Source organism: Fluviicola sp. (assembly GCF_039596395.1).
In the GTDB taxonomy this organism is placed as follows: domain Bacteria; phylum Bacteroidota; class Bacteroidia; order Flavobacteriales_D; family Crocinitomicaceae; genus Fluviicola.
Genome location: NZ_JBCNJT010000005.1, coordinates 104093 through 122764, shown reverse-complemented (window position 1 = coordinate 122764; position 18672 = coordinate 104093). Strand labels below are relative to the sequence as shown.

Below are 18672 nucleotides of genomic sequence, written 5' to 3'. Positions count from 1 at the left end.
CTTTTTCTCTTTAACTATTGAAATCTTAATAAAAACGTTTTTATTTCTTAACAAACTGGATGGTAGACGATTCGTTCCCTAAATCCATAACAAAGCGGTAAACGCCGTTTTGAAGGTTGGAAACATTGATCGGTTTCAAAACAATTTTACTTTTCGTATCCTCCAAAGGTATTTGTTCAATAAGTCTTCCTACTGCATCAAAAATATGCAATGTTCCCGGTTGTTTTGAATAATACGTTAGGTTTGTCAACTCCGATGAAGGGTTTGGAGATAAGGTGTTTGGACTAATACCCGATTTGCAGGTTACTGATTTTAATTCGGAATAATCAGATTTACCGTTGGAATGAATTTCTTTCAACCGGTAAAAAATCAGTTTGTCCTTTTCAAGGTCATCTCTGAATACGAACTGTTTCGAATCGGAAGAACCGGATGGTTCAGTTACATTTCCTATAATTTCCCACGTTTCACCGGTATAACTTCGTTGAACTTCATAGGTGCTTGAACTTTCAGTCGGGGCTTCCCAGGAGAGGGTTGCCTGGGTTGTTTCACAATCTGTTTTTACAGTAAAATTGGCCATATTTACGCCCAATGCAGAACAGCCCACCGTTGCCGTACCGTTGAATGCAATAGGTACCGTTGAAGTAGCTGAACTATAGTTGGAGAAACAAATAATGTATTGAGAATTGGCCGTAACGGCTAACGGAGGTTCATAATTTCCCCAGTCTCCTCCCGCCGGCAATGTAGAAGCCAACCCGGTTCCTCCTGAATTCACGGCATTCCAGTTGCATCTGACAGGTGCAAGAGAATTGCTTGAGATCGCGCCGCAGGTTCCCGGTCCGGTGTAAGGATACATGATCCAGTCGTAATAACCCGCCTGTGAGCCGCCGGCTCCGAATGAAAAGGCTAAATTTCCGGCCGTGTACACATTGATAACCATCCAGGTACTGTTCGATTCGCCGATTTGCAGGCATCCCATGTTTCCGCCTCCCCAGGGACTTGAAGGCCCAAAAAACGGATCGTATATCGGGTTTCCCACGGAACCGGCTGCAGGAATTTCATTGATGGAACCATATCCGTTCGGATCGATCTGGAAACCCGCATTGCTGCAAATATTTACATAATTCGGGCAATCGGAAGCGACTACAGGACCTGAATAGGTGCTTTGAACGGCGCAAATCGTTCCATTGGTTGCCTGGGTCGGAGGACCGGTATTTGCAGCATTGGTAGCAAAAATAACGGCATAGTACGTTTGACCTGCTACTGTCGAAAAACTCACACTTTCATTCACCCCGTTCCCGGTCTGTGAACAGCCAAGAGCGGTAAACGTTCCTCCACAGGTTCCCGATACGATCATCAATCCGGGATTTGGCCCGTTTGCAGTAGCATCGGTAATGGTTACAGTTGTGTAGTTCGATGTTGCCGTAAATTGGTAAAAACCATCTACATCATCCCACCCGCAGGAAGGTTCCGAACTGAAATTATCGGAAAAGGAGGTGGGAATGGAATAATTGGTAGCTGTACAAGTTGCTCCTACGGTTAATGTTGGGACTGTTCCGGTACAATTGTCTGATTGTCCGAAAATACTTGTGAGTTGGCAAAGAGTGAGTAGTAATAGTAAATTTTTCATGATCAGCGGCAGTTATTTTTGGATAATTCTATCATGCTGCCTTCCACATACGCGGCATCATAATAACAGGTAACCTCATATCCACGATTTATAAACCAATTCAAAAAAGTTTGGTCCGAAAGATTTTCATTCGGCGTATAAATACCCAGATAAATTCCGGTAGAATTGTCCATTCTGGAAGTCCTGACTCCCGGCATTTGTTTAAATGCTTGTGAAATTTCTGATTGAGCTTCCGGAGTAATCTCGGAATCGAGAATGATTTTGATGTACCTTTTGGAGTCTTCCAGATTACTTTGTTGTGAAAAAGCAGTAATTTGAAACGCAACTAGTGCAAGAGTAATAGCTAGAGTTTTGACCATTTTGTAGTAATAAGTTAGGCATAAAGTTAGAGCTAATTTTTACATAGGTCGTTAAAAACAAGTGTTTTAACATTTTGAGTTTACAAAACAATACTTTGAGTTCATAAATCGGTAATGTTGGCGGAATAAGTTCTTTATCCTGTTTTCAGGATGAAAGCATGGTTCGAATGTTCAAGACTCAACCGGTGTAAACCGTATTAGCGAATAAGTGTCACGTTTCCTTTGATGATCTTCTGTTCTCCCTGCACGCAGGTTGCTTCCAGGTAGTAGTCGTAGGTATCCGGTTTCAGGAGTTTGTCGCGGAAAGTTCCGTCCCATCCAATGTTTTGATCGGTTGTTTCAAACACCATTTCTCCCCAACGGTCAAAAACACGGAAGAGGATTTTAGTGGCAATGGCACTTCTGACGTACAACACGTCGTTTTCCAAATCCCCGTTCGGAGAAAAGGCGTTCGGTACGTAAACATAGGTGCGGTCACAAACAACTTCCAGTACATTTACTTTGACAGAAGCGGATTTGGTGCAGATTCCGTCTGTGATGCTAACAGTATACAAGGTCGTTTGTTCAGGAGTTGCCTGAGTGATCTGACTGTTTGGACTGGATAATCCTGCCTGTGGATACCAAACGTACGAATATCCGGAAGGTGATGCGGTTAACGTAGTGCTGTTTCCGGGAACCACATATTCCGGGTTTGCCTGTGCGCTTACGGATCCGGATAATGTTCCGACAGCAATGTAAATGGAATCTCTGTCAAAACAACCGTTTGAACCGTTTGCATCCACATAGACCCATTGGCTAACTGGAGGATTTGCGATGACTACATTTTGCTGGGCGGTAGCTGTCAGGATGCTGGTCGGGCTCCAAACGTAATTGAAAGTAACGCCCGGCACCTGTATATCGGCCGTTAATGTTGTCGGCTCATTGAGGCAGATGGAATCATTTCCGGTGATGGTCAGGCTTCCTCCAATAAAATAAACGGTGACGCTGTCGATTTTCGAACAGTAGGCATTTCCCGCCCGGACATAATAAGTGGTTGTTGCGCCAGGAGTAATGTTCAATACGGAATCCGCTACTGTTGCATTCAACGTGTCGGTGAACTGATCAGTGGAAGACCAGACAAAGTAATCTGCCGAACCGAATGAATTTGCAGTAAACACCAGGGGCATCGGTGAACACAAAATCGTGTCGTTTGAAACCGCCAGTTGAATGTCCGGCAAAACAGTGATCGTAATCTGGTTCGTATCAGTCAATAAACACACCGAATCGGTAACGCGCAATTGCACATCGTAAACGCCCGGCTCCGTATAAGTGACAGTCGGTGAGAATATCGTGGAAGTAACACCGTTCCCGAAATCCCATTCGTAGGAATCGGAAGGTGAGCTGGTATTGGTAAATGTAACGGTGAAATCTTCACAGCCACCCAATCCGGAAGGATTAAATTCCGCCTTCGGCAATAACTGGAAATCAAATTTGAAGACCACGTTGTTGCAATTATTATTTGATCCGGGATTTAAATCGGTATCGTTCAGATTCAGGTTCGACCAGGCATTCGGAGTCGTTGGGAAATCACTGTTTACATTCGGACAACCCCCACAGGTGTTACAGCCTGCACAAACACTTTGGTAAACCACCCCGTTTTTGTCAAATCGGGAAGTTCCTCCATCCACATGCTCTTCTGCCGAAACTCCTCCCATATAGCTTCCGTAAAGTAATCCCGAAAAGTCACGTTTGTAAACAAACAAGTAAAAATCGTAACCGGTAGTGGTATTTTGATAGGCATCCGCACTTAACGGCATTCCGCTTAACGGCGTCGATTGCAGGATATTTGCTCCCCATCCTGAAACGTACATATTTCCGCAAATATCAACCAGAAATGCTGCAGGAGAAATGTTGATTCCCGGGTTTCCGTTTCCGAAAACAGTGGAATTGACAATGGATGTGAGCGTTGGGTTCAATTTGGCGATAAACTGGCTGCTGCCCGGATAGCTTTGTGAATTGACTACGGGAAAATTTCCTCCCACGGATTGGCCCAGGACAAAAATCTCATCATTCCGGTTGATCTCAACGAAAAATGCCTGGTCGTATTGATTAGCCCCCAGATAAGTGCTTTGCAGTAATGTTTGTCCGTTGGGAGTCAGTTTCCCGACAAATCCATCTGCTTTTCCACCCAGGTAATTCGGGTTTAATCCGCCGGTTGTTCCCGGAATATTGAGGCTGGATGTTCCGCCTGAAAAGACCACATTGTAGCTGGAATCGATTTTTACGGAATAACAAGCATCGTTATTGCTTCCTCCGAAATAGCTCGACCAGATCAAGGTGCTCAGGTTGCTGTTCAGTTTGAAAAGTACGCCGTCCTGTTGTCCTCCCAATGTTGGTTGGAAAGCATTTAAAGTAGGGAAGTTGTTGGATCTGCTGCAGGAAGCGACCAGGCAATTTCCCAGTGAATCGATCATGATCTCGCCCCGGAAATTATCCCCGTAATTAGTGGTTAATGAATCGTAACTGGCAACTGAGTTGTAAGTCCCCGATGTTACTTTGGTGTTGATACCATCGTTCAGTGAACCACCCATGTAGGTAGATGCCAGTAAGTTGTGGCCGTTTGCGCTCAGTTTGGCCACATAAATATCCGTTCCCTGGTTCGTGAAATAAACGCCGTTGAAGTAAAAGTTTGAAGCGGAAGAACCTCCCGCGTGTGCTGTTTGGTAACCGCCTACAATGGGAAAATCAGTGCTTGAAGTAGCGCCGTAAATATACAGGTTGTCGTTTTTATCGCAGATTAAACTATGTGCTGTTTCGGTTCCCTGTGTACCGTTTCCACCTCCCAAAAATGTGGTCCAGATCATGTCTTCACCGTCCGGAGAATACTTGGAAACATAGACATCCGTAATTCCGTAAGTTGGATTCGTTACAGCGGTGAAATTCGATGTTACATCATAGGCAGAATTGTCGGGAGTCGGATAGGCGTTTCCGAAAAGTGTTCCGGCTGAATAGGCCGAGCCGTCGTGTCCGTAGGTGGCTGTCATCCCGAAGTTGTCAGATGGCGAACCTGAATAGGTTGCGAATACTAAAACCGGATCAATGATGACACTTGCAAGCGGATCGAACTTTCCAAGTTTAAAGGAAACCACCCGGCCGTTCAATTTGAATGAACAGGTAACCGGTGTCAGTTTTCCATTGAGCATTTGCCAGGCAACCGGTTTTTGTTCGATGATTTCTCCCAGTTTGGTCTTAAGAACCAGGTCGCCGTTTTTGTTGATGGAAACCTGGTCGAAATTAACCAGGTCGATTTGGATTTCCTGGATCGGACTTCCGGGTGAACACCACAATTCGTATTTGAATTTTTCCGGGGTATCAAAAACCTTCAGATCAATCCCGTTGTAGAAATTCTTTAGTGTAACCTCCCGGAAACTTTTGACGTCAGAAGCCCATTTGGTGGAATCATTTCCCAGGAAATAATTGTAGTAATAAGGCAACGCTTTTTCTTTGACAATTTCGCTGACTTCGTTGGAATTCAGGAAATGGGCACCGGCTAAAACTCCCTGCAGCTGATCACTCACCAACGTATCTGTCGATTTCTGAGCATGTGCACGCCTCATGGGTGAATAATCGCGGATGTCGTAAATAAAACCGTGCTGCTGCACCCAGATATTGTTTCCCTGGGATTTAGACTGGAACAATACTTTGGAGTCCCATTGTCCTTTGTTTTCAATCAATGCATAATGCGACGGATGCTGATGTTCGATTTCCTGCGCATAGCATTGCACGTAAAAAACAAGGGCACAAAAGATTCCAAAAATCGGCTTCATATGTGAAAGATAGGAAAATGTTTAAAAAGGTTGCTTTTTTGAGTGTAACTTTTGCCAATCAAATTGCTCTGGTTATATTTGATATAAATTCGAGGCATTATGACAACTCAATGGGTCTTCAACGAAGTTGCAACAATTACAGAGAAAAATATCCAACAATTAAAATCGAAGTTTTCACATTATTCAGAGAACCAGTTGAACTGGAAACCCAACCCTGCAACCTGGAGTTTAGCCGAAATTTTTGCCCATCTGAATGCTTACGCGAAGTTTTACCATTCGACCTTAAACGACCGGATTGACAGAACCCGTTTTCGCATTCCACGGATTAATTATACCTCATCGCCTTTGGGAAAATCTGCCTGGATGTCGATGAAACTCGGAAACGCCCGGAATGTGAAACGAAAGTTCAATGCTCCGGGAGAATACAACCCTTCCGTGAATCCTTCTTTGGTGACCGGCCAGGAAATCAAAACACTGATGGACGGGCAGCACGAATTTCTGAACATTATTGAAAAATCGGTTGCCGTGAATCTGAAGAAGGTCAAGGTGCCGATCTCTATTTCCAAACTGGTACGCCTTCGTTTGGGAGATGCGTTGTTGTTTGTGGCTTATCACAACGAGCGGCACATCGAACAGGCTTTAAAACTGGCAAAAAATCCTCAATTCCCTAAAAAGTGAGCAGAATTCACGCATTTTGCAAAGCAAGTATTGCACCCGTTCGCGGAGATTCAAGTGACCGCGCAGAAATAGTTACTCAGCTTTTGTTCGGTGAGCTGGTTGAGATCATCGAAGTGTATAATCAGTGGGTGAAAATCCGTTCGTTTATGGACGGGTATGAAGGCTGGATCGATTCGAAACAAGTCCAGGACCTGAGAGAGAAGGAAGTTTCCCGCTGGTTGGATGGTTTGGTGGTGGAACACTCCGAATTCCGCATCATTGAAGGGCCGGAAGGAAGACAAACGCTGACCAAAGGCTTTTTTCGTCCCGGAGACGCAGAAGAAACCTTTCACATTGGAAAATCGGAGTACCGTTTTTTGAACGAAGAAGATACTTTCCCGAAATCTGTGATCGATTTTGCGAAAAGTTACCTGAATGCTCCTTATTTGTGGGGTGGAAAAACGATGTTCGGAATCGATTGTTCCGGATTTATGCAGCAGATTCACCGCGTATTCAATTACCAGTTACCGCGCAATTCTTCGCAGCAGCAGGAAGTGGGACAGGAAATTGATTTTGAGGACAGAGAGGCTGGTGATCTGGCTTTCTTCATTTCCGATGCCGGGAACATTCATCACGTGGGCCTGCTGGTCAATAAAGACGAGATTATCCACGCGCACGGCTATGTGCGGATCGATGATTTCAGTTCCAAAGGAATTACCCGGAAGATCGATGAAGTGCATTCGCATAAATTGCATTCTATTAAGCGACTTTAATTAATTGCGAATTGCGAATTGCGAATTGCGAATTGCGAATTTTGTTGGCTTAGGGATTTGTCTTCATCTGACACCAAAGGTGGAGTATCTATGCTTGATCCATGCCTGAAGCACGCTTTATAGAACCTTCTGACCCGTCCTAAATAATGTGAGAGATAATTTCGGAAAGTGAAGCCCTTCTGATGAAATCGAATTATATTTGCCGGACATTAAAGGTTGACTTTCCCGTAACTTCGGGACTCAGTCACGTTTAATCCAGGAGTTTTAAAAATGGAACTTTTGAACTTTTTAAACTGTTTGAACTAAATAAAAAATAAGCATGAAACGCGATCAGGAAGTATTTGACTTAATTGCTGCAGAAAGACAGCGTCAGGAACATGGAATTGAATTAATTGCGTCTGAAAATTTTGTCTCTGATGAGGTGATGGAAGCAATGGGTTCTGTATTGACTAACAAATATGCAGAAGGACTTCCGGGAAAACGCTATTATGGTGGTTGCGAAGTAGTAGATAAAGTGGAGCAACTGGCGATCGATCGTTTGTGCAAATTATTCGGAGCAACCTGGGCGAACGTTCAGCCACACTCAGGAGCTCAGGCAAATGCAGCGGTTTTCTTAGCTTGTTTGAAGCCGGGAGATAAAATCCTGGGATTTGATTTGAGCCACGGTGGACACTTAACTCACGGTTCTTCGGTAAACTTCTCCGGGAAATTGTACGAACCGCATTTCTATGGTGTAAGCCAGGAAACAGGATTGGTTGATTACGACATGATGGAAGAAGTGGCACGCCGCGAAAAGCCAAAAATGATTATTTGTGGAGCTTCCGCTTATTCCAGAGATTGGGATTACGCACGCATCCGCAAGATCGCGGACGAAGTAGGAGCATTGATCCTGGCAGATATTTCGCACCCGGCAGGATTGATCGCAGCCGGATTGCTGAATGATCCGTTGGACCATTGTCACATCGTTACTACAACGACACACAAAACTTTGCGCGGACCACGCGGAGGTGTCATCATGATGCGCCACAATTTCGATAATCCGTTCGGATTGAAGTGGAACAACGGAAACCCGAAGTCTATGGGAGCTTTGCTGGATGCAGCAGTATTCCCGGGAATCCAGGGCGGGCCGTTGGAGCACGTGATCGCAGCGAAAGCAGTTGCATTCGGTGAAGCGTTGAGTGATAATTACAAAACATACATGTCCCAGGTGAAGAAAAACGCTGCTTTGATGGCGGAGGAATTCACCAAATTGGGTTACAAGATCATTTCCGGAGGAACGGACAACCACAGCATGCTGATCGATTTGCGTTCCAAGGGAGTAACCGGAAAGGATGCTGAGAACAACCTGGTACTGGCAGACATTACGGTAAACAAGAACATGGTGCCGTTTGATACGGAATCGCCATTCATTACTTCAGGGATCCGCGTAGGGACTTCTGCAATTACATCCCGCGGAATCAAGGAAACTGAGATCCCAACGATCGTGAAACTGATTGACCGGGTGTTGATGAATATCGGTGATGAAGAGACGATTCGCTCGGTGCGTTCTGAAGTGAATGCCCTGATGAGCACACGACCGCTGTTTACGTGGTAAATAAGTACTAACTAGAATATAAAGGTCGCGGTTATCGCGACCTTTTTTATTGAACCACATAGGCACATAGGTCACATAGCGCTGTAGGGATTATAATTCTGAAGATGATCGAAGTTATAGTGTTTTTAAACTCGTTTTAAGGTCAACCTATTTAGTACCATAGGAAAGAGATAGGATATTATACCAATTTTTGTTATATTAAAGTATATAATCATTATTCCTATTTATGACAAAATCTTATTTAGATCAATTGAATCGAACCAATATTTGAGGCTCAACTTTTAAGCTATATGAAACTGCTGGATGCGCCTAAAGGAATTCTCATTAATTTTAATTGCATGAATATCTTTCGGGAAGGTCAGAAAACACTGGTCAATGAACGGTATCGAAACTTGCAGGAATAACCAACCGCTTTACCCGGTCAATACACCTCCTGTAGTACATACCAAAAAAGGTGTCTGTTTATAAATAACATAGGTAGGTCTATGTGACCTATGTACCTATGTTCAATTACCCTATCATAGTGTCCTTGGTGGTAAAAAAACTGAGAGCGAAGCGAAACCACCAATTACCTTCGTGAAAAACAGTGCGGATCAATCGTTTTCCCAATCACAACAAAAAAACTATGTGCTCTATGTGTCCTATGTGGTTTTTTATTAATCTATGTGGTTTTATCCTGTCGTGCCAGCAGCTTTGGGGAAACTTTATAGGATGCGGTGAATGTCAGTCCTTTTTGGCGCGTTGAAAAAGTCATCAATGCTTTTTTGTACCAGGACGAATCAGTAGCTTTCTTGCGAAATTTTTCATGAATTGCCGTATCGTGTAAAGCACCGTCGAGCCAAGCCTGGATTTCATAGATCGAAATTCCGAAGTATTCACAGCGATCCAGTACGATAGCAAAATCCCATTCATTGAAATGAAGGTTTCCCGACTTATCGAACCCGTCATTCAGGTTTTTCAAATCATTAAATACTTTTTGCTCTAAGAATTCAGCTTGTTCCATGTTATTGCTACTAATTTCTGCGAAGGTACGCAGAATAGTTGGTACAGTTTCCTTTACCGCTCCGGTGGTTGCTATTTGGTCCGCGTTCCAATGACCTAAAATACAGCAGGGGCGCTACTAAGTGCACCCCTGCCATTTATCTAAACCAGAACTAACGTATATGAGAACTTACATTTTGCATAGCGCATCCCAGGTAGTCCAGAAATGTGCGTTGATTGCTCCGATCGGCGGGTTGGTGCTGTCTGCAACGATACCAACCATGGATGAACACGTGCTGTTGCATCCGATTTCATTGGTGCTTCCTTGTTGCGGAGGAATCTGACGCCATGTTCCTGTGGAACCGCTCAATAATTCAACTTTGATATCAAAAATTCCGGAAAGGTTCGGTGTTTGTAATTGTTGCGTCGGGTTTTCGCTCGAAATTGTTCCGCTCCAGTCTCCTTGTGAGAAAGTTACTCTCCAGGTAGAGATCATTTTTGAAGTGTCGTTCACCGGGGATAAATAAACCCAGAATTGTGCACCGTTACCCAATTGGATTGTTTCAGGTGCATTTGCATTAGCTGTCGCTGTTGTCATAGTGAATAGTTTAAAGTGTGGTTCCTACTCTCAGGCTTTTCGGAAAACGCCAACTATTCATTTTTCCTCTCTCAGGACCGGCCGCGTCCGTCTGAAAGGTTATTGCGAATAGTGTGAAACGAATGTAGCGGGTTTAAGCAACCGAAAGCCGGCGTTTGTCATGAGCCGGTAGATTGGTGTCATGAATCCGTGGATTGGTTGCATGGAATTAATTGTTGATATATGGTTGAAACTTATAGCAGAACGGAAGTAGATTACGTACTTCAGATGATTAACTTTGTATATTAGATTAGAAATTATGTTCCAAGCAATAAAAAGCAAGAAAATAGAAGCCATTATTGATGAAATCATCGATCAGTACATGTATGCTCGTGATCTTCACCGGCCTTGGATTATTGGTTTCAGCGGGGGTAAGGATTCAACGGTTTTATTGACATTAGTTTGGATTGCGTTGCGTAGAATCCGCGAAAATCACGAAGCACCTTTTCAATTGAAGCGTCCCGTTTATGTGGTTTGTAACGATACCATGGTTGAAAATCCGATTATTGCGAATTACGTAGAAGGTGTTTTGGCTCAAATTACGGAATCTGCAAGAGATCAGAATTTACCGATCATAGTCAAAAAGACTACACCAAAACTCGATGAAACATTCTGGATTAATGTAATTGGAAAAGGATATCCGGTTCCGAATAACTCGTTCAGATGGTGCACGGATAAGTTGAAAATCAGGCCAACCGGTAATTTCTTGCTGGAACAAATTGACGAAAAAGGAGAAGCGATTGTCTTATTAGGTTCTCGTTATGATGAAAGTCAAACACGTGAGCGTTCTATCCGTAAGCATGAAGTAACTGGAAGCCGTCTTTCCAAGCATCAAACTACCGGAAATACATATGTGTATGCGCCGATTAAGGAATTGATGCTTGAGGAAGTTTGGTACATAATCAATGTGGTTCCTTCTCCATGGGGATTTGATAATTCGATTCTCTTCAAAATTTATGCAGATGCAAGCGCGGATGATTATGAATGTCCGACCGTTGTTACGAATAAAGAACATACATCTTGCGGGCAATCACGTTTCGGATGCTGGACTTGTACGGTTGTGAAGAGTGATAAATCCATGTCAGCATTGGTAAACAATGGCCAGCAATGGATGCAGCCGTTGATGGATTTCAGAAATCGCATGGTAGAAGGTCGCAATATTTCTGAGAATCGGTTGGATACAAGAAGAAATGGCCAGGGAGCGGTGAGAGAAGACGGAACCTTTTTCGGAAATTATACCCCGTTGTATCGTTATCAAATGCTTCGGGACTTGCTGACCATCCAAAAATCCATGCAGAAGGAGCGACCTTATTTGGTGTTGATTAACAACCAGGAATTGATTGCTATTCAGGTAACCTGGACACGCGAAGGTATTTTTGAATACAATGTGGGGAATTTGTACCGCGAAATTTATAACAAGGAGATTGAAACCAATACAATTCACGCGCTGGATGCAACAGAACGCAGAATTGTAAAAGAAGTTTGCGGTGATGAACCGGAATATTACGGCTTGATTGATAATTTGATTACGTTGCAAAAGACAAAATCATTATTGATTTCCAAATATGGATTGCACAACGATGTAGAGAATCGGATCGAAACATTTGTTAAAGAAATGGAGCTATGAAAATTCAACAGATTACGCTCACGAATTTTCGCGTATACAAAGACCGGAATGCGGTTTCTTTTGATCCGCAGCTCAACCGGAATATCAGTATTGTAGCCGGTAGAAACGGTTTTGGTAAAACTACCTTTTTGACATCGCTTGTTTGGGTATTTTACGGCAAAATGATGGCCGAAGTGGAAGAGAAGTACCGCAATGACATTCGCAATGCCGGAGGATACGATAAATTCCTGTTAACGTTGATGAATCGATCAGTTCGGAATTCCTTTGAACAAAAGGAAATTGACGGTGCGCGTTTTTCTGTAGAGATTGAATTACTGGATATTTCCGTTCCTTCAATTCCCTGCGAATCCATCGTGATATCGCGCTCTTATGATTTGAAAACTCATCAGGAAGACCTGAAAATATATATCGACGGACTGGAAAATGAATTGACCAAAGAAGTTGGATACGAGGTGTTTATCAATGACTTTATTCTGCCCCGAGAAATTGCCAAATTCTTTTTCTTCGATGCAGAAAAGATTGTTTCCTTGGCAGAAGCGAAGACCAATGAAGAACTGAAGAACTTAAGCCGTGCTTATTCGGAAGTGTTGGGAATCAAGAAATATGAGGATTTGAAAAAAAACCTGGAAACGCTGATCTCCAAATTGAAGAGAGACGGAGCTTCGGCTTCTCAACAGACCAAATTGATTGATTTGATTGATGATCAGGACGATTTGTTGAAAGAAATTGAGCGTTGTGAAGGAAATTTATCCGATACGGAGAATGAGATCCAGATTTTCAAAACCCGTTCCGAATCTATCCAGGAAAAGCTGATCCGTGAAGGGAATGCCATTACACTGGAAGAGTTGTTGGAATTGAAGCAAGAACAAGAAGAACTGAAACATGCTTCTGCTGAACTCAAAGGGAAATTGCGTAAGTTATTGGATATTGCTCCTTTGGTGATTGCAGGACCAGCCTTACTGAAATTGAAACAACAGGTGGATGCGGAGCATCATTCGGGTAATACAACGGTACACAAAGCAGTTTTGTTGGATGAATTACGTTCGTTTTCAGAAGTTTTATTGGCTAATTTCGATGCATTGACATTGGATGAATCTTTGAAAACAAACCTGCAAACAGCTGTTCAAAAACAATTATCTGAGAAAGAAGCATTGATGGGAGAAACTCAGGCGAACACACAGGTATTAGTAGATTTTTCAGAAGAACAATTCCTGAACTTTGAAGCAGTTCTAAATCACATCAAAGGAACTTTTTCCAACCAGTTCGAAGACGTTGTTCAGAAAGAAAAGATCAACCGATCACTTTTGAACCGTACAATGCATAAGATCAAACAGGCAGAGGCCCGCAAAGACAATCCGTTGGTGCAGCGTTTGCGTGACGACAAAAAGAATGCTGATTTCAAACTGGAAGAATTGCAAGTCGAAAAAGGGAAAATCCAGGCAGAATTGGATAGTTACAAGCAACGACTTGCCTCCACCAGTAAAGTACTCTCCGAATATGAGAAGAAGTTGAATGTAGCTGAAATGGACCGCAAGAAACACGGTGTGGCTGTTGCTGCGTTGGAAAAGATCCAGGCGATTATCAAACGAATCAAGGAAGACAAGAAATATGCGTTGCAGAAGTCTGTTTTACTTGGATTGAATAAAATTTTGCATAAAAATGATTTTGTACACGATGTTCGGGTGAACGTCCAGGATGAAATCATGGACATTGATTTATTGGATAAACTAGGGCAGGTTATAGACAAAGACTCGCTTTCGAAAGGAGAACAGCAATTGTATGCCACTGCTTTGTTGAAAGCATTGGTAGATGAATCCGGCATTAAATTCCCGGTATTCATTGACAGCCCGCTTCAAAAGTTTGATAAACTGCATTCCCGCAAAATCATCCGGGAGTTTTATCCGGCCATTTCCGAACAAGTGGTGTTGTTTCCATTGTTGGAAAAGGAATTGTCGGAAACGGAATACGAATACCTGAAACCGCATATCGACCAAGTGTACCTGATCGAGAACCGCGAAAATAGCTCTGTGTTCAAACAAGTAGCCGCCGGAGAATTGTTTCACACCTTAAAACTGGAAGACCATGTTCACGCAGATTAAAACCAGTTTGGAAAACAAAGAAACGATAACGCAGCTCACCCGCCGTTTGAATCTCGGAGCCGAAAATCTCATTGCGCGCATTGCCTTTTCCTATTCCTTGTCGAAAGGCGAAAAACTGGACCTAAAAGACATCGAGAACTCTTCCGGGAAAGAATATTCCAGGGCGGTATTGTTTGGTGAATACGCCGACATCTATGTAGGTATGATCTGTACGCACTACCAATTGTACAAAACGGACAAGGACATTGCCAAATACATCAAAATGCATGTAGACCATGGCTTGCGTTTGCTAAACCAGGAAGTGGAGGAACGCACGAATGTAGATGGGTTTGATTTTTTGAGTGAATTAATTAATAATGAATTAAAGATTTTAGTATGATCAATTCTTTACCAATAAATCCTGATCGCATTTGTGATGCAATTGCCCGAATCGGTTATAATCCAACTTCTGCAATAATGGATGTAATTGATAATTCGTTTATGGCTGATGCGACGAAAATATCTGTAAAGATCATCCTTAAAGACTCCGTTACCTTAAATAATCCTAAAAATATTGAGCGGATATTTGTTGTAGATAATGGAAAGGGTATGACAGAAGACGGTATTAAAAAAGCTTTAGAACTCGGTTCGGATGTAGAATACGGAAATAACAGCTTGTCTAAGTATGGTTTAGGATTAAAGTCAGCAGGGTTTTCTCTTGGAAGGAGAATAGAGGTCGTTAGTAAAGTAAAAGGATCGGCAATTTCTCAAAAATTTTTTCTTGATCGGGATTTGATAAAAAAAGAGGGCGTATTTGGTTATGCTAATGAAGATGCCGATGAAACACAAAAGCAATTTTTGGAATCCCCCGAGTCTGGAACAGTTATATCCTTTCATGATCTAATTTATACTAGTCGAGTTAGCGCCTCTAAGTTGATGGAGGATTTAATGAAAAAAGCAGGTGTTGTTTATGCTGAATTTTTAGATAAACCAGATGTTAGTTTTAATATACAAGTATTCGATTCCAATAGTACACTTCTGAAAGAAAATGAGATCAAATCAAAGGATATTCTATTTTGGAATGATGCTTATCAGAGTTTTAATCAAGAAACTTATGATTGTAAAAGGAATTGTAGAGTTTTGGACACTGAGTTTGAAAATCCGATAAATCCTACAGGGGAAAAAATTAAAATTCAGGCAACGATTTTCCCAAAAGACAGCATGAAAACTTTTACAGGATTTACTGCTGAGGAAAAGGCAAGAATAAAGGAATATGATGTAAGTCTGACTAATAGTGGATTCTATTTTTATAGAAATGGTCGTCTAATTAAATGGGGAGCAGGGCTATTTCTTAATAGAGAACTTGGGATTAGAGTTAGAGTGTCTTTTAGTACGGAACACGATGAATTATTTGATGTTGATGTTTCCAAACAACATCTTACAATTTCGGAAGAAGTTGATGCACTTCTAAGAACGTTAATCGCTGTACCAAGGTCACAATCCAAAACAGTTTTTGAGATGTGTGACATTCTAGTCAAGAGTTTGAAGCAACATGAAACCGAGGGCGCGGAATTTAACACAACGAATTCAACACTTGAAGAAGATGAGGATGAAAGTGTTCAGATAGATCCTGAAGAAAAGAAAAAACGTAAAAGCTTGATAGAAGATGATTCTAAAGATCTTGAATTACAAACTGAACCGAGATATGAGGATGAGGAGCAACAAGAGGGATTCAGAAGAGTAAGATATTGGGATGGAAATAAAAATAGAACCTTTTGGGACGTAGGTATGGATAGCTTAGAAGGGTCTTATGTCTTAATTGATAAAAATCACCCCTTCTATGATTTGGTTCTAAATAATTTAGAGGTCGATTCGCCATTAAGACAATCTTTTGAAGCTCTCCTGCACTCACTTGCAGTTGGGCAAAACCAAACGGTACAAAAATTTGCTGATGTTGATGGTGACGTAGTACTAAATATTTTTAAGAAATTCTTACGATCATCGTCACAGCAATTGGATAATTGGGTGAATAATAACTGGAATTTATTTAATAATGAAGGTTAGAGCCTTTATTAAAGACGATCTTGAAGGTTCTTTTGTTTACTTAATTTTCTCAAAGGACGTCTTGTACATTGGTGAAACTCAAAGAATTGCTATTTCTCGTTGGGTTCAGCATATCTATCAAAAAAGTAATTTTTATAAGAAAATTCAATTATTGGGACTTGATTTTGATGAGTATTCTGAGAATGTTCATTTTGTTTCAGTTGAATTAACAGAAATAAGAGAAAGTTTTCCAGAAAATAGGTGGAGGGTAATAACTCAAGCTGTTGAGCATGCATTGCATGAGAGATTATATTTGTCAAGATCTGAATTGCTTGAGGCTTATTACAAAAAGTACTATGATGATATTGATTATTATAGAATAATTTCAGATACAACGAGAACCGCCCCAGCGAAAATCATGGATTCGGATTGGCAATTTGCAAGGGGGTATGCTAAACAAGTATTAGATGATGTTTATTCTTTCATTTGATTGTTAAAATAGGTTCTTCTGGTAATTTTGGGACAAAAGATTATCAAGTTCATTCTATTATTTTACGTTTTTCAAATGAATTCCCCCAGATTTTCTCGCCAATGTCATTATATAGAATCGATTTTGTTTTTGAAGCATAAGGATATTTTTTAGGGGAATTGTTGTCTATAAAATCTAAGTCTTTCGCTTTGCTGAGAATTGATTCATAAACTTCTATTTTATCATTATCTTCTTCTTTAATTTTTTTAAGAGTTTCTTTAAGAATTCCTAATAAAGCTGTAAATCCTAAAGTAGTTTGTAAAATATTCATTGGTTTTCTGGTGTCATGTGTTTCAAAATCCCAAAGTGATTGGTTTTGATATGTGAAGGTGTTTCTCACGGCACTAAAAAAAGCAAAAATTATTCGAATTATTCTAACATCATTGTCGTTTGCATAGTATCTCCTAAATGGGTGTTCAGAAGTGTTGTTTTGTAGAAAGTATTTTCGATTCTGATGACGAGCGATTTCTTCTTCTCGTTTGCTAATACAAATTAATTCTAAAATTGATTTTACCATTGTGGCTTGTGATAAAACTGGATTACCGCTTGAGTAAAATTCAATTGCTTCTTTTGAACCGGATCCTGCTAATCTGATTCTCTTATAAAAAGGGGAATTTTCTCTTCCATTAAGAGTATTAACAATGCTTAAAACTGTTTTTTGCGGAGAGTCATTTTTAGTTAATCCAAAAAGACTATAAACTAAATCAGGGGGAACTTTTGTCTGGGTACGGTTAATTGTAGAAAATATCATTGCTTGATACTCTAAAACAGGATCGATAAAGAATGTAACCGGCAATTCAATCTTATTAATTATATTTAATTTTTTTCGTAACTCTAGAATAGATTGTTGATATTGGGTGTTATTCTTGCTTGTTCTTGAGAGATTTTCATTGAGTGTAATCTCTTTTTTAAAATACTCTATTGCATTTTCAATTCCTTTTATTCTATGTTGACCATCAATGATTGATAAGTAAATGTCTCCTTTACTAGAATTATTGATTTTATTTATTTCATTGAAAACTTTGGTGTCTAATGTAATTTCTACGATTCCTGTATTTTCATTTTCAACTTGACTAATAATTACGTGGTTAGGGATCGAAATTACCAGATTTGTTGGGAAAATTGCATTTGGATCATGAATAAGAAAATCGACTATCGAATTAATTTTAGAAGGAATTAATTTTCTTTGAACCTCTTCTCTTGTAATAGGTTTATTTTCATTGTTTTCATCGAATCCAAGAATCGTATATTCGGTATATCTTGTAAATTTTAGAATGTCTTCAATACAAAAAACTCCTAACAAAAACTCCTGATTGTTTTGTGAAACTCTTTGAGTTTTTAAAACATGATTATTATTTCTTGTCATAATCATCTAAACTATTGTTTAATTCTTTTGATCTATCACTTTGAATAACAAAGAAATCTTGTGTTAGATTTGCATTTTCAGCATTTGCGATCCACCAAATGAAAATTGAAAAAATGAAGAATGGAACGGCTAAAAAATAAAGATTTGGGTTGTGACTTTTAAAAAAGGCTAAATAGGTAAAAATTGATAATAAGGTTACTATCACGCTGATTATAAATAATAGGTTTTTGATGTACTTATTTCCTGCAAAAGCCATTTCAATGGAGCCAGTAGTAATTATAACTACTATAAAAGAAAAAATATTTGTCAATACATTGTTGTGATTGAATTCTTTATTATGAGATTCAATATATAAGGAGGCCCAAATACTAATCCCACCCATTATGACAACAAAAAAGATAAAGTATAATACGAATTCAGGATGCTGCCACGGCTCTTTGGATCTCGTTTTGAAAAATAGTCCTATTTCATTCCATTTGGAAACTTTTTCAAGTGGTGAATTTTCAGAAATGTTATCCATAATTTTCATTCGTAACAATAAGGTTTCGCTACGAATCTAATGAAAGGGATAATTAGTTGATCCTTTTGCCTTCAT

General features: G+C 40.6%; 16 protein-coding genes. 9 read left to right on the top strand and 7 right to left on the bottom strand.

Translation table 11 applies throughout. The annotated features are described in order from the left end of the window. Positions 1-40: 40 nt before the first annotated feature. From ABDW02_RS19980 to ABDW02_RS19970, 3 genes are all read right to left on the bottom strand, one after another. Positions 41-1627: a T9SS type A sorting domain-containing protein gene (locus ABDW02_RS19980; protein ID WP_343637813.1), complete on the bottom strand. Its 1587-nt coding sequence runs from the start codon at positions 1625-1627 to the stop codon at positions 41-43. A 2-nt stretch (positions 1628-1629) separates the two neighbouring features. After that, positions 1630-1986, bottom strand: a complete 357-nt coding sequence (locus ABDW02_RS19975) for a hypothetical protein (RefSeq protein ID WP_343637811.1) — start codon at positions 1984-1986, stop codon at positions 1630-1632. A gap of 197 nt (positions 1987-2183) precedes the next feature. After that, complete coding sequence (locus tag ABDW02_RS19970; RefSeq protein ID WP_343637809.1) at positions 2184-5792, bottom strand: T9SS type B sorting domain-containing protein; 3609 nt, start codon at positions 5790-5792, stop codon at positions 2184-2186. Between the two features lie 99 nt (positions 5793-5891). Between ABDW02_RS19970 and ABDW02_RS19965 the strand changes: the two genes are divergently transcribed. The 4 genes from ABDW02_RS19965 to ABDW02_RS19950 all read left to right on the top strand — a co-directional run bounded on the left by ABDW02_RS19965 (position 5892) and on the right by ABDW02_RS19950 (position 9220). Next, complete coding sequence (locus tag ABDW02_RS19965) at positions 5892-6470, top strand: DinB family protein (RefSeq protein WP_343637807.1); 579 nt, start codon at positions 5892-5894, stop codon at positions 6468-6470. Further along, positions 6467-7222 (top strand): NlpC/P60 family protein, encoded by a 756-nt coding sequence (locus tag ABDW02_RS19960; protein ID WP_343637805.1) that lies wholly within the window; start codon positions 6467-6469, stop codon positions 7220-7222. Before ABDW02_RS19965 ends, ABDW02_RS19960 begins: the two co-directional genes overlap by 4 nt. A gap of 319 nt (positions 7223-7541) precedes the next feature. Next, positions 7542-8816 (top strand): serine hydroxymethyltransferase, encoded by a 1275-nt coding sequence (glyA, locus tag ABDW02_RS19955; RefSeq protein ID WP_343637802.1) that lies wholly within the window; start codon positions 7542-7544, stop codon positions 8814-8816. 254 nt (positions 8817-9070) lie between these two features. Continuing rightward, positions 9071-9220, top strand: a complete 150-nt coding sequence (locus ABDW02_RS19950; RefSeq protein ID WP_343637876.1) for a GxxExxY protein — start codon at positions 9071-9073, stop codon at positions 9218-9220. 257 nt (positions 9221-9477) lie between these two features. On the opposite strand, the gene ABDW02_RS19945 is transcribed toward ABDW02_RS19950, so the two are convergent. Then, entirely contained in the window at positions 9478-9819 is a 342-nt protein-coding gene (locus ABDW02_RS19945; RefSeq protein WP_343637800.1) for a hypothetical protein, read from the bottom strand. A 168-nt stretch (positions 9820-9987) separates the two neighbouring features. Next, positions 9988-10395, bottom strand: a complete 408-nt coding sequence (locus tag ABDW02_RS19940) for a hypothetical protein (RefSeq protein ID WP_343637798.1) — start codon at positions 10393-10395, stop codon at positions 9988-9990. Positions 10396-10693: 298 nt separating this feature from the next. Here ABDW02_RS19940 and dndC point away from each other — a divergent pair, with 298 nt between their 5' ends. Genes dndC through ABDW02_RS19915 form a run of 5 tightly spaced genes read left to right on the top strand, consistent with a single transcriptional unit; the run spans position 10694 to position 16672 of the window. Then, on the top strand, positions 10694-12061 hold the full coding sequence (dndC, locus tag ABDW02_RS19935; RefSeq protein WP_343637796.1) for a DNA phosphorothioation system sulfurtransferase DndC: 1368 nt from the start codon (positions 10694-10696) through the stop codon (positions 12059-12061). After that, positions 12058-14160, top strand: a complete 2103-nt coding sequence (gene dndD / locus ABDW02_RS19930) for a DNA sulfur modification protein DndD (protein ID WP_343637794.1) — start codon at positions 12058-12060, stop codon at positions 14158-14160. The genes dndC and dndD overlap by 4 nt, the downstream gene beginning before the upstream one ends. Next, a complete protein-coding gene (locus ABDW02_RS19925; protein WP_343637792.1) occupies positions 14144-14539 on the top strand; it encodes a DndE family protein in 396 nt (131 codons plus the stop codon). Before dndD ends, ABDW02_RS19925 begins: the two co-directional genes overlap by 17 nt. Then, positions 14536-16203, top strand: a complete 1668-nt coding sequence (locus ABDW02_RS19920) for an ATP-binding protein (RefSeq protein ID WP_343637790.1) — start codon at positions 14536-14538, stop codon at positions 16201-16203. The genes ABDW02_RS19925 and ABDW02_RS19920 overlap by 4 nt, the downstream gene beginning before the upstream one ends. Next, the gene (locus ABDW02_RS19915) at positions 16193-16672 is read left to right on the top strand and encodes a hypothetical protein (RefSeq protein WP_343637788.1); all 480 of its coding nucleotides are present in this window, start codon (positions 16193-16195) and stop codon (positions 16670-16672) included. Before ABDW02_RS19920 ends, ABDW02_RS19915 begins: the two co-directional genes overlap by 11 nt. 49 nt (positions 16673-16721) lie before the next feature. Here the strand turns inward: ABDW02_RS19915 and ABDW02_RS19910 are convergent, their stop codons facing one another. Beyond that, positions 16722-18083, bottom strand: a complete 1362-nt coding sequence (locus ABDW02_RS19910) for a DGQHR domain-containing protein (protein ID WP_343637786.1) — start codon at positions 18081-18083, stop codon at positions 16722-16724. Beyond that, positions 18064-18606, bottom strand: a complete 543-nt coding sequence (locus tag ABDW02_RS19905) for a hypothetical protein (protein WP_343637784.1) — start codon at positions 18604-18606, stop codon at positions 18064-18066. The genes ABDW02_RS19910 and ABDW02_RS19905 overlap by 20 nt, the downstream gene beginning before the upstream one ends. Positions 18607-18672: the final 66 nt, after the last annotated feature.

Coding starts and splice junctions, on each gene's coding strand:
- ABDW02_RS19980 (WP_343637813.1), bottom strand. CDS start 1,627: ATGAAAAATTTACTATTACTACTCACTCTTTGCCAACTCACAAGTATT.
- ABDW02_RS19975 (WP_343637811.1), bottom strand. CDS start 1,986: ATGGTCAAAACTCTAGCTATTACTCTTGCACTAGTTGCGTTTCAAATT.
- ABDW02_RS19970 (WP_343637809.1), bottom strand. CDS start 5,792: ATGAAGCCGATTTTTGGAATCTTTTGTGCCCTTGTTTTTTACGTGCAA.
- ABDW02_RS19965 (WP_343637807.1), top strand. CDS start 5,892: ATGACAACTCAATGGGTCTTCAACGAAGTTGCAACAATTACAGAGAAA.
- glyA (WP_343637802.1), top strand. CDS start 7,542: ATGAAACGCGATCAGGAAGTATTTGACTTAATTGCTGCAGAAAGACAG.
- ABDW02_RS19945 (WP_343637800.1), bottom strand. CDS start 9,819: ATGGAACAAGCTGAATTCTTAGAGCAAAAAGTATTTAATGATTTGAAA.
- ABDW02_RS19940 (WP_343637798.1), bottom strand. CDS start 10,395: ATGACAACAGCGACAGCTAATGCAAATGCACCTGAAACAATCCAATTG.
- dndC (WP_343637796.1), top strand. CDS start 10,694: ATGTTCCAAGCAATAAAAAGCAAGAAAATAGAAGCCATTATTGATGAA.
- dndD (WP_343637794.1), top strand. CDS start 12,058: ATGAAAATTCAACAGATTACGCTCACGAATTTTCGCGTATACAAAGAC.
- ABDW02_RS19925 (WP_343637792.1), top strand. CDS start 14,144: ATGTTCACGCAGATTAAAACCAGTTTGGAAAACAAAGAAACGATAACG.
- ABDW02_RS19920 (WP_343637790.1), top strand. CDS start 14,536: ATGATCAATTCTTTACCAATAAATCCTGATCGCATTTGTGATGCAATT.
- ABDW02_RS19915 (WP_343637788.1), top strand. CDS start 16,193: ATGAAGGTTAGAGCCTTTATTAAAGACGATCTTGAAGGTTCTTTTGTT.
- ABDW02_RS19910 (WP_343637786.1), bottom strand. CDS start 18,083: ATGATTATGACAAGAAATAATAATCATGTTTTAAAAACTCAAAGAGTT.
- ABDW02_RS19905 (WP_343637784.1), bottom strand. CDS start 18,606: ATGAAAATTATGGATAACATTTCTGAAAATTCACCACTTGAAAAAGTT.